The following is a 15,121-nucleotide window of genomic DNA, read 5'->3' on the forward strand; positions in this document are numbered from 1 at the left end:
TACTTTCCTGTCTAACTTCAGAAATGCAAAAACAGAGTGCGTTCTGTTTTTTAATAATATCAAGTTCCCATTTCTTTGTCAAGAGATTTTCATAATTTCCTGTGATTTCTTACAAATTACAAATCGTTCTCATCGGTACGGCCGTCTGCGTCCCGCATATGTTCCCATTTCTGCATATACCGGATCACGTCTCTCACCTGCATAAGGTTGCGCACGTCTTTCATGGGAATATCCGTATCAAATCTCTCCTCGAACGCGCATACCAGATTGGCCACATCCATGGAATTCAGCGCCAGGTCATTTACAAACTCGGTGTCCATGGTCAGCTTCTTCACCCCTGTCACCTCTCTTACGATCTCTTCTACAAGGAGCAGCATTTCCTCCTCTGTCATACCGTCACCTTCCTTCTCTGGATTTTCTGCATGGAGGTCTTTTTAAATTCAGACTCGGACAGCTTTACAGACTGGATTCTCTTATAGACCGGCAGTTTTGCATTCAACTCCGCAATGGACTCCTGTATACTTTCCAGTATCCTGTAATTGTCTGTCTCACTGGTCTTCTCCGCGTCCACGCAGACCAGTGCGGAAAGCTTCACCTCATCCAGTGCATTTCCCGTACTTGCACCGTACACCATTACTTCTTTCACAAGAGGAAGTTCCTGGATATAAGCTTCCAGTTCCTCCGGAACTACCTTTTTTCCATTATTGAAAACGATCAGGTTTTTCTTTCTCCCGCAAATATAGAGAAAGCCTTTTCTGTCCATATAGCCAATGTCCCCTGTATGGAACCATTCATCTGTAAAACTTTCCTCCGTAGCGCCCGGATTCTTATAGTATTCTTTAAATACAATGGGCCCCTTCACCAGGATCTCCCCGTCTGCCAGCTTTAATTCCACCCCCGGAAGCGGAAGGCCGACGGAGTTGATTCTGTTTTGTCCCCGGATGCTGTTGCTTATCAGTGGACTGCACTCTGTAATTCCATAGCCCTGAAGCACGTCAATACCATAAGCTGCAAATTCCTCTGCTATCTTTTCATTCAAATGCGCTCCGCCGCAGCAGATCGTCTTCAGCTGATCCCCCAGGATCAGGTCCATGCCGTTGACCTTCACGGTTTTTTTTGTAAAGATTCCTTTTTTATATTTTTCTACTGCCTGGGCTGTCTGCTCACGGATTCCCATATTTTCCTGTATTCGGTGAATTTCTTTGAGCAGATTTTCTAAAATCAGGGGCACCGCCATGAGAATACTCGGCCTGTAAAGCCTGATGTCGCGGAACAGCGTTTTCAGATTTCCGTTGATGCAGATATTCTGGCCGTGCGCGATCATATCCAGAATCCCGCATCCCAGGGAATATGTATGGTAAAGAGGAAGCGGATTGAACATCCTGTCCTCCAGCTGTACCGAAGCCTGACAGCAGCAGGCATCATACATCATATTATAATGGCTTAGTACAACGGCTTTGGAAACACTGGTTGTTCCTGACGTATAAACAATTGCCAGCGTTGTATCCGGCCCGATGTCCTGGGCAAATGAAAATCCCCGGATCTGTTCCTGCTCCACCTTTCTTCTGCCTTCTTCTATCATCTCCCTGATTCCGGTGTCCATGCAGATCACGCGTTCTTTTTTCCATCCCTGAAATGCATCTTTAAAATCTTTTTGCACTACCGCGTAAGAAGCATCCGCAAATTCAGCCAGATTCAGGATTTCTTTCTCCGGCTGTTCCACGTCGATCGGGACTCCCACGGAACCGATGCAGCCGGCCGCACAGAATGCAGCAATCCATTCGTAAGTATTTTCTCCCACCAGGGCAATGTGTTTACCCGCCATTTTTTTCTGCACCATCATATAGGCGGCTCCCTGCACATCTTTTACAAATTCCCGGTAAGAAACATCCCGTTGGGTACCCGCTCTGTCGAAAGACGTGATAGCCGGTCTCTCTGCATATGCATCCTGCACGTCAAGCAGGCACTCCTGCAGTGTTTTATATAGTTTTACCTGTTTATAAATATTCTTCTGCTCCATAATTTTCGTTTCTTCCTTTATTTTCATCATAAGTCCATCGCAGCTGCTCACTGATTGTATCATAGTCCTTCAGCACTTCCAGAAATACATCCACATAATGGCCGTCAAACTGGGCTCCTTTTCCCTCTTCCAGCTGGCTCACAGCCGCTGCAAATGAGAGTTTTTTTCTGTAATGACGGTCGGACATCATCGCGTCAAATGCGTCCGCAATTGCTATAATCCTGGCCTCCGGCGGAATCTCTTCCCCCTTCAGTTTTCTGGGATAACCCGTCCCGTCATAGCGCTCATGATGCGCACACACAATCTCTCCCGTATTGCTGAACATCTCCATACAGGACAGAATATTGGCGCCCATGCCGGGATGCTTTTTGATCTCTCTGAATTCCTCCTCGCTTAGCCGTTCTGGTTTGCTAAGCACTGCGTCCGATACACCGATCTTCCCAATGTCGTGCAGAAGTCCTGCCACCCTGACCCGTTTCACAAATTCCGGGTCACATTCCAGGCGTTCCGCAAGTTTCACCGCGTAATAGGATACCCGGTCGGAATGCCCTCTTGTGTAGATATCCTTGGCATCCACCAGCAGCCTGAGCGCCTCTACCGTCTGCATATAGCTGTCCATCAGCCGCTTATTCATGCCTGAGAGCCTCTTATTGTTGGCATTTAACAGCATTTTCAGCAGTGTATTGTGAAGGGCTGTGGATACCTGCTCCGCATACACCGACAAGAGCGCCTCCAGCGTGGTATCCGGTGCCGTCCCGGTCTTCGCTCCCATGACACCCAGGATGATCTCCCGTTTCCCAAGAAGAGGCACAAGCAGGACTCCATTATGAAAGATAATCCGCTGCTCCGCCATACTCTTTCTGACGTGTTCTACAATTACCGGGAAATCCTCATTCTCAAACTCAAAAAACGGCTTATCGTAAGAGCCGGCCCCTCGGTATATATCCGCCGGCAATTCGGCATTTCCCGGATCCGTCAGTACACCATCCGGTTTCACCCACACAAAACCATCACCTGTCTGTACCAGAGCCTTCAACTCCTTCAGCACCTGCCCGCACAGCTCATCGACAGGCACCATCTGGTGCAGGTGGGGTATCGCGTCCAGAATGCTGGACAGCCCGTCCTGATACCGGTAGATCGTATTGATATGCCGAATGCATTTCACACAGCTTTCCACAAGAAGTTCCAGCTGGTCATACCGGCTGCTCTTCTCACAGTATCCCTGAATCTCCAGTTCACGGATCGTATTTAACGGCGGCGCCAGCTCTTTATGCCCCGTCAGCATGATTACATAGATTCTGTTATCGAACTTTCTCAGCCGAGCAACCACCTCATCCCCACAGATCGGGGACATGATAAAGTCCAGAATCAGAATATCATAATGGCCGTTCTTCAGCTGTTCCAATGCTGTAAGCGGATTTTCCTGTGTTTCTACTTCGTAGCCTTTTGTGCGGAAATTGGCACTCAAAGCATCCAGAATATTTCTGTCATCGTCCAGAATGAACATTTTAAAACCATTTTTTTCTTTTCCAGCTCTGTTCTTCCGCATTCCCTTTATCCTCTCTCTTCTTCCTCTATTGGAAGCTCGATATAGAAGGAGGCTCCTCCTTCTGCGTGATTCTCACCCCATATTCTGCCGCCGAACCGTGCCCGTATAATCTCCGCCGAGCTGTACAGGCCCAGTCCGGTTCCTTTCGTTCCCTTTGTTGTGCACATTGAACGGAACAGTTTTTCCCTCACATCTGCAGAGATGCCCGTTCCATAATCCTTCACAGCAATGTAGACACTGCCGTCCTTTTTCCAGGCCTTAAGTTCAACGTCTCCGCCCTTCCCCTCCATGGCATCACATGCATTGTCCAAAAGATTATTGACTACCTGGACCAGATTATTGATATCCCCCTGTATCACAGTGTTCTCTGAAAGCCTGTTATCCGTGATCAGCCTGCATCCATTTTTGACCAGCTTACCCTTCAGAAACATTTCCACTCTTTTGAACACTTCATCCATTGTAAAATCCTCCTCCGAGGATGTACTTAAATTTGCAGCCATACCCTTTACCGTCGTTATGATGTCTGACATATAAGCACAGCATTCTTTAATCCTTGCCAGCCATCCATCCATCTCCCCGGCGATTTCCTGATGGTCCTGAATCGTCACCTCCGGATCTCCCACACTCTGGGAATACTCTCTCACTAAATCTTCCAGAATCGTTACATCCCCCGATATAGCCATAATTGGGGTCTTGAGATTGTGGGAAATACTTCCAATCATCTGCCCAAGTGAAATCAGGCGCTCCCTCTCCATTGCCCGGCTCAGATTCTGCTGCTTTCTTTTCATCTCCTCTTTCAGCTTTGTCACATCCCGGAACATTGCCAGGACACCGGCCATGCTGTGCTTGACAAAAATGGGCGTTAGTTCTACCGAATAGTAGACCTTGCCTTCTTCACACAGAATCGCCTGTTCATAAGAGATGACATTTACAGACTGTTTGCAGACATCAAAAAAATTAAGCAGATTGTAAATCACATCCCGTTTCCGCTCCTCCAGTCCCTCAACCACCTGGTTCAAATAACTGTTGATTTTCATTTTATACTGTTCCCCGAATACTTCATCAAATGCAGCATTTGAGTAAATAATGCATCTGTCGGAAGAAAGAATGACGTACCCTTCCGACACATTATCTACCATGCTTTCCAGGGCTACCGGTTTGATATTCAGAAAATTCAGGTAATACACGGCAATTCCATGACACAATATCGTGACCAGAAAGGCCAGCGGAGTGGCAGATATCGGCAGGTCTACAATTTTAAGGGTTGCCAGAAGATTCGTGAAGAACGGAACAAACAGCCCTCCGATAAACAACCCCACCTGTCCCCATACGCTTCTGCTCCTGCGCCTGATTCCATATCGGAACATGAGGATAACTACGATAATGGAATAAGCATAATACTGCAGCCCCGAGATGATAAACAGAGGCCCAAACCTTACTTCCGATGCATAGATAGAAAACTGTCTGTAAAACAGATGGTGCAGAGGATTCGTAAATACAACGAGAGACGAGAGCACCGGCAGTGTATATAAAAACCAGTAATGCCGCGGTATCTTCACCTGATTTTTCGTAAAAATCAGGGAAATCAGAAGTATAGTCATAATGAGCATAGCGGAACAGGCACATGTAATTGCATCCATGACCTGCAGCGCCGCCATATTCTCGGTGTACTCCATCCCAATGATTGCCAGCAGCCAGATCAGCAGAAATCCGGCCGAGGAAAGGTAAAGCTTCTGAACTGCCGACAGCCTGCCCTTCATCAGACAGCTAACTATGAAAAAGCCCAGTACTGCTGCTGATATATCCAGTATATGTCCGGCTATTGTCATCACCGCGCTTCCCTCCCCTCTTCTTTGGTAAAGCACAATTTCATTTTCCTGAGATCCGGCTTGGGCCACCAGAAATCCAATGCAGCCAGTGCTTCCTGTGAAAAAGCCGTGTCAGACTCTACATCGGCCTCCCTGCTCTGCAGTTCAAACCAGGTCTGTGCCAATGCCTGGATATACGGAGAGTCCGACTGCATGCTCTTTTCCACTAATACCCCTGCGAACGTCTCTGCATCCGTTATCTGTACAGGTCCGCACGCTTCCGCCAGACTGCCGATTTCAATCTCGTTGGGACTGCAGATATGATAGGCGGACTTTGTCGTTTTGCTCAGCCTTACAACCGCCTCAGCCGCCAGATTGACCGGAGTCACCTCCAGCCTTTGATGGTACAGAACCTCCGGAAGCATCCCTAATTCTATCATCCCTTTGACCAGCCTGTAAAATGCATTCGATTCCGGATTTTTTTGGAATTTCCCGTCAAAGGAACTGCCGACCAGCCTTCCGATCCGGAAGATGTTGGCGCCAAGCCCTTTCCGTACTGCATCATCCACCAGTTTCTCCGCCATGATTTTACTCTTGACATAGGGGTTCTCCCACCAATTCTGGCCGATATCCAGATCCTTCTCCGTCAATGCTGCTCCCCGTTCCTTTGTCCGGGCCGTCTGCATCCCTGCAACACTGATTGTGGATATATGCATTACCGCCGCTTTGGAAGTCTCTGCGAAGCGGAGCACCTGCCGGGTACCCTCAACATTCGTGCTGATGAGCTCTTCTTCCGGCGCATAATGCCGGACGTCCGCCGCACAGTGGAATACCCGCGTGACACTATGCAGCATTTCTTCATAAACGGATGGATCCGCCCCAAATTGATCAGCCGTCAGTTCTCCGTCAAATGCATGAATCCGATCCTTATATTTGTCAAGATACCCGGCGCCGAAGTAATAATTCATGCTTTCCTCCAGCCGGATATTTCCCCCTCTTACCAGACAGTACATTTCCTCATTGCCGTATTCCAGCAGTTTTTTTAATATATAACTTCCAAGATAACCTGTGCAGCCAGTCAGTAATATATTCCCGGGCCTGCACATCTTTTCTTCCTGCTCTGAAAGCACATCCGGCAGTTCCCAGCGTGCTTCTTTTTGTGCTGGCAGCGCCTGTTCCCTGTCTTTCCCTGGCAAGACGCAAAGCATTTTTTCCTGCTCCCCCAGCGTAGGACAACGGTAAAAATCGTTGATGCCAAAATCATACTCTTTCTGGTGATAACGATTTAAAATAAGAATTGCCTGGAGCGAGGTTCCGCCCTGTTCAAAGAACGATACGTCTCTCAGCGGCTCCCGTCCCAGCACTTCTTTCCATAACTCGGCAATCCCCGATACACAGGCTCCGGCCTCATGCACTTCAGCCTCAGTCTCCGCCAGTTTTTTCAGATCCGTCTTGCCGCTGGCCGTTCTTGGTAATTCCTCAAGCACTTGGATCTCTGAAGGAATCATATAGTCCGGAAGTTTCTTCTTCATATAAGCCCGGAGTAATTCTTCCGTATATCCCTCCGATTTGACTACCGCGGCCCTGAGGAAGTGAACCGCGCCCTGATGCAGGACAGGCACGGCGGCGGCCTCCTTCACCAGCCCCGACTGCAGCATAATCTGCGCAATCTCCAAAGGCTCGATCCGATGCCCGTTCAGTTTAATCTGAGTATCCACCCGTCCAAGGCACTGCCAGTTTCCATCGGCCCTGAGCCTGCCCCTGTCTCCGGTCCTGTACATCTTTTCTCCTTTGATATATGGATCCGGCAGAAAGACCTGATCCGTCAGGTCCTGACGGTTGATATACCCCGGTGACAGGCATTCCCCGGCAATATAGATTTCCCCGACGGCTGTGGGCGGCACGGGGCGGCGTTCCTCATCCAGCAGATAATACCGGCAGTTTCCGATGGGCTTTCCGATATGGATACTATTCTCATCCGTAATATCTCCCTGGCAGTTGTGCACGGAAGTCTCCGTTGGACCATAAATATTGAAGATCCGGGCATCTGTCAGACCGTTCAGCCTGTCTTTTAATTCCATACTCCACGGTTCACCCAGAAGGATCACCCGGTGTATCCCGCGCAGTGCCCTGCAGAATGCCTCATCGCCCAGGCACATCTGGATTCTCGACGGCGTCAGCTGGAGCACAGTAACATGGTCACGCAGGATCCGCTCCGCCATCTTCCATGGAAGCAGCATCTCCTCCTCATCGGCAACACTGACCGCGTAACCTTTTCCAAGCGCCAGTATCGTCTCCGTCGTAAACACATCAAAGACACAGTTCGATGCACACAGGATCTTTTCCTCCCTGCCTCCCAGCAGAGGTTCCAGGTGCGCCAGCAGATTTGACAGGGATTTGTGACACATAACCACGCCCTTCGGCTTCCCTGTGGTTCCGGAAGTAAAGATCACGTTTGCCGCATCCTGGGCTCCATGCTCTGCAGCCGGTACTTCCAAAACAGATTCCGCTTCTCGTCCATCCCAGACCAGTTCCCTGCAGGGCAGATCCCCCAGAACCAGTTCCTGCTGTCCATAAAGCACCAGCCTGACATCTGCCTGCGTCAGCATGTAAAGAATCCGCTCCTTTGGAAATTCGGGATCGATCGGGACATAAGCCGCACCGGCTTTCAGAATACCGAACATAAAAACTGGCAGCAGACCCGTTCTCTTCGTAAGAAAAGCCACCTTATCTCCCAGGCCGATTCCCTCAGTCCTCAGAATTCCCGCCAAAACATCGGTCTTCTCCTTCAGCTCCCCAAAAGAATAACAGGAATCGTTTCCCCAATGTACAGCAGTCCGCTCCGGATCCGCATAGGCATAATAATCGGCGGCCTGATCCACCGTTGTCGCATCATAAGGCGTCCTGAGGCGCACGGGCTGATCCAGCAGTCTGTATTGATCCGCCTTATCCAGCATGGTGAACTCTGAAAGCAGCGCCTCCGGATTTCGGAGCACTTCCTTAAGCCCCTGCAGATAACACCTGCTGTAAAATGCGATCGTCACCTCGTCAAACAAACTCCTGGCGTACTCGAACCGAAAATGATATCTTCCCTCCAGATGCACGGCCTCCAGATTCAGATCCATCTTCACGGCATGTGTATTGCCGGGGATGTAGCTAAGCTTCGCATTTCCGATCGATATATCCCCGCTTTTCAAAGGCGTCATGGTAAACATCACGCTAAAAAGAGGATTCCTGTCTCTAGTCCTCGACGTTTTGGCAATTTCCAGCAGTTCTTCCAGGGTAATTTCCTGATGATCCAGCATCCCCGAAACCGTCTGCTTCACCGAATCCAGGTACGCTGTGAATGTTTCCTTAGGCCCGGCCTGCATAAATACCGGAAGAGATTGGACAAACACGCCGGTCATCTCCTCCATATGCTGCCGGCGGCGGCCGGAAAACGGCGTCCCTGCCACAACTTCCGTGCTTCCGGAATACCGGCTCAGGAAAAGTCCGTAGACGGCAAGAAGGAGCACAAAGGGTGTAACATGCTGTTCTTCACAGAAGCCTGCGACCCTCTCACTCAGGGACGGGGAAAGATCAAACTCGTACTGCCCCCCTGCCCCGTCAAATACAGGCGGCCTGGGTCTGTCGGGCGTAAGCTCCCGCTCCGGCAGCTTATCCGGCAGCTGTTTCCGCCAGAATGCCCTGCACGGATCTTCTTCCTGGCTGATCTTCTCGCTGACCCACCAGGCATAATCAATATAATCCAGCTCCGGCATGGAAACCGGCAGTTCCTGATAATACTGGTTCAGCCGGCCCAGCAGAAGCTGGCTGCTTAAGCCATCGGAGATGATATGGTGCATATCCAGCAGCAGATATGGTTCATTGTCCGGCAGCTTTAGCATAGCCGCCCGAAGCAGCGGTCCTTCCGTCAGGTCAAAGGGCCTGACAAAGCCTGCCATTGCCTCCTCTGTGCTGCCGCACTCCATCCACTGCATCCGAAACTCCGTTCCTGGGCTGACTCTGGCAATTACCCGGCCGTCTTCTATATGAAATGTAGTCCGCAGAGAAGTATCCTCCTCTATCATCCTGACAAATGCGCGCTCAAGCCGCGGATAATCCAGCCATTCGCTGAGATGGAACGCGGTTGGCATATTGTAGCCGATCTTCGTCTCATCCAGTTGATGCATAACGTAAAATCCTGCCTGTGACGGTGTCACCGGATACCAGTTCCTCTCCGAAGCTCTCCGGATCTCCGCACGCTGTACTTCCGGACGGATCTCTCTGCCTCTGATGAGATTGCCCAGCCGTCTCAGTGTTGCATTCGCGTACAGCTCCTGTACGGTAATGCTCCGGGAAAACTGTTTTTCTACTTCCAGAAGCATCAGCACGGCATTCAGTGAATCCCCTCCCGACATAAAATAATCGGAATGAACGTCCAGTTCCTCCCGTTCCAGTACTTTCCGCCAGACAGCCAGCAGTTTTTCTTCCACTTCATCGGCCGGGGAATCCCCGCCGCCTGTTAATACAGGCTTCTCAAGGGCCGTGAAATCGATCTTTCCGTTATTGTTCAGCGGAAAAGCATCCACCCTGGCCACCGCCGCAGGCAGAAGATACCGCGGCAGATAATTGGCGGCAAATGTAAGCAGTTCGCTTTCCGTAAGCAGGGCATCCCCTGTATAATAGGCGATCAGCCGGTTCTCCCATATCCCGGCCGCAGCGGTCTCTACCTTCTCATGCCGCATGAGAACGGATTCGATCTCGGAAAGTTCAACCCGGTGTCCGAGCAGCTTTACCTGGTCATCCCTTCTGCCCAAATAAAAGATTTTACCGTCTTTTGACCATTTACCAAAATCCCCGGTTCGGTACATGCGCCCGCCGTCCCGGAAAGGATCGTTCATAAACCGCTCTTTAGTAAGCTCTTCCCTGTTGTGGTATCCCCTCGCCAGACAATCACCGGCAATATATAGTTCTCCGACGGATCCCGGGGGAAGAGGATTCTGGAATTCATCCAGTATATAGATCCTGCAGTTCTGCAGGGGCCGGCCTATATGTACGGACTCTCTGCCGTTTACCACATCATGGCTGACCGCGACTGCCGCCTCGGAAGGGCCATACTGGTTATACAGCGCCGCAGACGTATGATCAGCTAGCTTTTTAGAAAGCTCGGATGGCAGGCTCTCTCCCCCGCAGATCACCGTCTCCATATGCACCAGTGATGCACAGAAATCTGCGTTCTTCAAATATGCAGACAAACGGGACGGAGTCAACGCCATAAAACCGGCGTCATAATTTTGGATCAGGCTGCCCAGCCTCTGTGGATGGTTCATTTCCGCCTCTGAGGCCAGCACGACTGTCCGGCCGCAAAGAAGGGCAATCACACTCTCCAGTAAGAATGCGTCAAATCCTACACTGCAGATCGCGAGAACAGCGCCCTTCGGATAGAGCGGCTGCATAGCCGCCGCCAGATTCAGCACACTGTGCTGCTCCACCTCCACGGCCTTTGGCGTCCCCGTGCTGCCCGATGTGTAAACCAGGTATGCCAGGTCATCCGGCCCAGCCTCGGCCGCCTTATATTCTGCCGTTACACAATCCGGCAATTTATTCACATCTGCCAGCTCCTCTAACAGAACCTGCTCCACACAGTCGGACAGCTCCTCTGCAGGTTCTGTGCATATGCAGAAAAGCGCCTGGCTGTCGCTCACCATCTCCCGTTTCCGCTGTCCAGGCAAATCTATATCAATCAAAAGCCAGCTGTTTCCGGAGAGAATAATCCCGCACAGCGCCGTAAATATCTTCTCCGACCTCCTCATATGGACAGCCACAGTTCCTTTTCCGGCACCGGTTCTTCCCGCAATCCCACACGCTATTTTCCTTGAGGACTCTTCCAGTACCTGATAGGATATCCTTCTGCCTTCAAATATAACTGCCGCTCTCCCGGGGTTCAGCCTGAAGATCTCTGACAACTGGTCTGCGATACCCACATCCCTGTTATACCAGACATCGGTCTGATTGAATCCGTAGATGACCTGCTCTTCCATCTCCTCACTTAAGATCTGAAGGCCGGCTATCGGAACATCCGGATTCTGCAGCGCCTCCTTAAGAATCCGGGAAAGACTCTCATGCAGCCGATCAATTTCCTCTTCCGAAAATATCTGGGTCAGGTAATCATAATCTACTGTATATTGGTTTTCCTGATCTCTGCTGCTTAGATGGATGCAGAGAGATTCGCTTTGATAGCCGCTGTACAGCCACCGTCCCTCCAGAGAAACTCTTGCGCCTTTCAGGTGGTCCATCTTTCCGTTCTGATAGGACAATACGATATCAAATAAGGGGTCCGATACATTCCTGCCATTTTGGCTTACTATTTTTTTTATTGATTCAAATGGAATTCGCTGATGACAGAGTAACGCAAACCAGTCGTCCTGCAGCTTTTCATTGAACTCGTTCCACGTCATGGAAATATCCAGTTCATTCACAAAAGGCAGAGTATTCACGAACATACCACCGGTCTGCTTATCTTGAAAATTAAGCCTGTTTATGGTAGGTACACCGACACAGAACCGTTCCTGCCCTTTCATGCGCCGCAGATAGACAGCCAGGCCCATATAGAAAACAGCAAACGGAGAAACTTTATTCTTCGAGCAGAATCCTCCAATAAGCCGGTTCAGCCGGTTAGAAAGCCGGTACGACTTTCTGAGACCCACAGGGCTTATGACCGGACACTGATATTCCTTGGCCGCCGCTGGCAGGATATCACTTAGCACCCCGCTCCAGTATTTTTTATCCTTTTCAAAAGCTTTGGACTTCAGATACTTCTGCTCGCTTAAGATATGACCTTCATACGAAGGCGCCGCAAAACTGTCCGCCCTGCCTCCCAGAAGAAGTTGAAAATAATTATGTATGATATGATTTGTAATCAGTGCATGAGACCATGCATCTGCTATGATATGATGCACTCTGGTCAGGATTCCCCCGCTGTTCCCGGACGTTTTAAAAATCACCATCTGGCACAGCGGAGAATCATACAGTGTAAAGTGCTCTCTGGCAACGGACTGAAACCAGATTCCCACCCCCTGCTCATTTGTCTCAGTAAAATCAAAAAATGCCGTTCTGGCAGGTATCTCTTCTGTCACATACTGATAAGGCTGCCCGTCCCTAATGGTAATTCTTGTTCTGAGAGACGGAAAGGCCCTGTATACAAGCTCAATACATGTCTGAAGATATTCCAGATTCAGATTCCCTTCAATCTTAAGTGCCGTACATATGTTGTTAATCGGGAGTCCCGGGTGTGCCATTTCCAGATTCCAGATATTCATCTGGCTGCAGGATAATGGCAGGTATTCCACATCTGTCAATTTACCTTCTGCGCACATTACACCTTTCTCCTGTCCACTTTTTCATCTATTCACTGTCCCTGTAACCATTCGGATTCATCGACTGCCATTTCCATGAATCCGCGCACATCTCCTCAATTCCTCGCTCGGCAGTCCATCCCAGTTCCTCTTTCGCCCTGGACGCATCACAGTAACAAGTGGCGATGTCTCCTGCGCGCCGGGGCCTGATCTGATAAGGGATAGATTTGCCGCACGCCTTTTCATATGCCTTTACGACATCCAGAACACTGTAACCTGTCCCGGTTCCCAGATTATAGATGTGCACCCCTTTGCTGCTCTTCATCTTCTCGATCGCCTTCACATGGCCCACAGCCAGATCTACAACGTGTATATAATCCCGGACGCCCGTACCGTCATGGGTATCGTAATCGTCACCAAACACGCCAAGACAGTCCAGCTTTCCAACTGCCACCTGCGCAATATAAGGAACCAGATTATTCGGGATTCCCTTCGGGTCTTCCCCTATCAGGCCGGATTCGTGCGCTCCGATCGGATTAAAGTAACGCAGAAGCATAATATTCCACTCCGGATCCCCGGTATGCAGATCCGTAAGGATCTGTTCCAACATGCCTTTCGTCTGTCCGTACGGATTGGTGATCTCCCCCTTCGGGCACTTCTCCGTAATCGGAATCTCAGCAGGATCTCCGTATACGGTTGCGGAAGAACTGAATATCATGTTCTTGCAGCCATGTCTGCGCATCACATCGCAGAGAATCAACGTTCCGGTAATGTTGTTGTGATAATATTCCCAGGGCTTCACAACGGACTCACCCACAGCTTTCAATCCGGCAAAGTTAATAACCGCCTCAATGTCTTCCTGCTCAAATATGGGTTCCAGATCCTCCCTGTTCAAAATATCACCTCTATAAAACTTCAGTTCCTTTCCTGCAATCTTCTGCACTCTCTCCAGCGCTTTCTCACTGGAATTGTAGAGGTTATCAACGACTACCACATCATAGCCTCGCTTTAAGAGTTCCACACATGTATGACTTCCTATATATCCGGCGCCGCCTGCTACTAAAACTGCCATTATACTTACCTTTTCCTTTCTGTCTGCTGTTCTTCTTTGTCTGTTGCCTGATACCGTATGCCTGTTTATCTCCAGAGGTGCAGGGGATAGGTTCCCTTTCCCTTCATCTCTGCAACCGCATCCACAACACTCTGCTTATCTTCCTTATATGTGATCCCATACCATCTGTCCTCGGATTTCAACACCTTCACAGTCGCCTTATCCTCATCAAGAAGTTCACCTACCACCGACGGCAGAAAATATTCACACTTCAAAGGTGATTCCTTCAGGTTCTTCTCCAGAAATACCGGGAACCGCTCCTCCAGCTCTCTCAAAAAACTATTCGTAAAGCCAAACATATTCAGAGATACGATACAGTTCTTGTCTATCTTGTTCCATGTCTTTCCGTCATCCTCTGAATATTCAATTCCGTCCGTTGTTCGTTCAATGTGAGTCCGTTCAATAATTCCGGTCAGATAGCCCTCTTCATCCGTCTCGCAGATCCCCCTGGATACATACCCATTATCTGTTAGAGTATTATCCAGTCGGTACCCCACCATGGCATACCTGTACTTCTCATCATCCGCATGTTCCGAAAGATAACGGTAAATCTCCTCCAGAGCATGAACACCGTAATAATCATCCGCGTTGATAACAGCAAAAGGGCCATCGATCACATTCCTGCAGCATAAAACTGCATGCCCCGTCCCGAACGGCTTCACACGTCCATCAGGCACCGCAAATCCCTCCGGAAGATCATCCAGCTTCTGAAATACATAGGCTACTTCCATATATTCGCTGATTCTGTCTCCAATACAGGTTTTAAATTCTTCTTCGTTTTCTTCCTTTATTATAAAAACGACCTTCTCAAACCCCGCCCTCCTGGCATCAAAAATAGAAAAGTCCATAATAATATGGCCTTCCTCATCCACCGGGTCAATCTGTTTCAAACCGCCATAACGGCTTCCCATTCCTGCCGCCATGATCACAAGTACTGGTTTTTCCATGCTTCTTCTCCTTCTATCACTTATGTCACAAGATTTCCTGGACTATATAATCACATATAATTTAAAAATAATCACATGCATCTGCGTTTGTTGTCTTTTCTTTCGTTTTGTTAATCACATGTAATATTATACTTCCTAATGCAGCCCGGGTCAATGCATTAAATAATTATAACATATAAATAGATAGTTTGGAAAGTGGGGACCGCGGGGGCGGATTGGCTGACGCTGCAGAGGAAACGGATATGTGGTGTGGCAGGGCTGTCCATTCGTGAACTGCCCCTAAAGGAAATACAGCCTGATTTTATGGAACCAGAGAGATTCACTTAGCTGTCTTGATGACAGCTAAGCT

At 49.4% G+C, this 15,121-nt stretch carries 7 protein-coding genes; all 7 read right to left on the reverse strand.

Annotation, left to right across the window (positions count from 1 at the left end; all coding sequences use genetic code 11):
* Positions 1-116: 116 nt before the first annotated feature.
* The 7 genes from BN1938_RS21410 to BN1938_RS21440 all read right to left on the reverse strand — a co-directional run bounded on the left by BN1938_RS21410 (position 117) and on the right by BN1938_RS21440 (position 14,772).
* Positions 117-392, reverse strand: coding sequence for a phosphopantetheine-binding protein (locus BN1938_RS21410; protein WP_050642428.1), 276 nt, complete (start codon positions 390-392; stop codon positions 117-119).
* Entirely contained in the window at positions 389-2,083 is a 1,695-nt protein-coding gene (locus tag BN1938_RS21415) for an AMP-binding protein (protein WP_187376334.1), read from the reverse strand. The genes BN1938_RS21410 and BN1938_RS21415 overlap by 4 nt, the downstream gene beginning before the upstream one ends.
* Positions 1,998-3,569, reverse strand: a complete 1,572-nt coding sequence (locus BN1938_RS21420; protein ID WP_050642430.1) for an HD domain-containing response regulator — start codon at positions 3,567-3,569, stop codon at positions 1,998-2,000. The genes BN1938_RS21415 and BN1938_RS21420 overlap by 86 nt, the downstream gene beginning before the upstream one ends.
* A 5-nt stretch (positions 3,570-3,574) precedes the next feature.
* Positions 3,575-5,434, reverse strand: coding sequence for a histidine kinase N-terminal 7TM domain-containing protein (locus BN1938_RS21425; RefSeq protein WP_242843900.1), 1,860 nt, complete (start codon positions 5,432-5,434; stop codon positions 3,575-3,577).
* Positions 5,398-12,735 carry a non-ribosomal peptide synthetase gene (locus BN1938_RS21430; RefSeq protein WP_050642432.1) on the reverse strand — a complete coding sequence of 2,446 codons (7,338 nt, stop codon included), beginning with the start codon at positions 12,733-12,735 and terminating at the stop codon, positions 5,398-5,400. The genes BN1938_RS21425 and BN1938_RS21430 overlap by 37 nt, the downstream gene beginning before the upstream one ends.
* A 28-nt stretch (positions 12,736-12,763) precedes the next feature.
* Positions 12,764-13,786, reverse strand: a complete 1,023-nt coding sequence (gene galE / locus BN1938_RS21435) for a UDP-glucose 4-epimerase GalE (protein WP_050642433.1) — start codon at positions 13,784-13,786, stop codon at positions 12,764-12,766.
* Between the two features lie 65 nt (positions 13,787-13,851).
* Positions 13,852-14,772, reverse strand: a complete 921-nt coding sequence (locus BN1938_RS21440) for a sugar phosphate nucleotidyltransferase (RefSeq protein WP_050642434.1) — start codon at positions 14,770-14,772, stop codon at positions 13,852-13,854.
* Between the last annotated feature and the right edge of the window lie 349 nt (positions 14,773-15,121).

The sequence above is a fragment of the Eubacterium sp. SB2 genome, assembly GCF_001244405.1.
Lineage (GTDB): Bacteria > Bacillota > Clostridia > Lachnospirales > Lachnospiraceae > Faecalicatena > Faecalicatena contortus_B.

What these genes read in the sequence shown, in the direction of transcription:
- BN1938_RS21410 (WP_050642428.1), bottom strand. Translation starts at nt 392, where the DNA reads ATGACAGAGGAGGAAATGCTGCTCCTTGTAGAAGAGATCGTAAGAGAG.
- BN1938_RS21415 (WP_187376334.1), bottom strand. Translation starts at nt 2,083, where the DNA reads ATGATACAATCAGTGAGCAGCTGCGATGGACTTATGATGAAAATAAAG.
- BN1938_RS21420 (WP_050642430.1), bottom strand. Translation starts at nt 3,569, where the DNA reads ATGCGGAAGAACAGAGCTGGAAAAGAAAAAAATGGTTTTAAAATGTTC.
- BN1938_RS21430 (WP_050642432.1), bottom strand. Translation starts at nt 12,735, where the DNA reads ATGTGCGCAGAAGGTAAATTGACAGATGTGGAATACCTGCCATTATCC.
- galE (WP_050642433.1), bottom strand. Translation starts at nt 13,786, where the DNA reads ATGGCAGTTTTAGTAGCAGGCGGCGCCGGATATATAGGAAGTCATACA.
- BN1938_RS21440 (WP_050642434.1), bottom strand. Translation starts at nt 14,772, where the DNA reads ATGGAAAAACCAGTACTTGTGATCATGGCGGCAGGAATGGGAAGCCGT.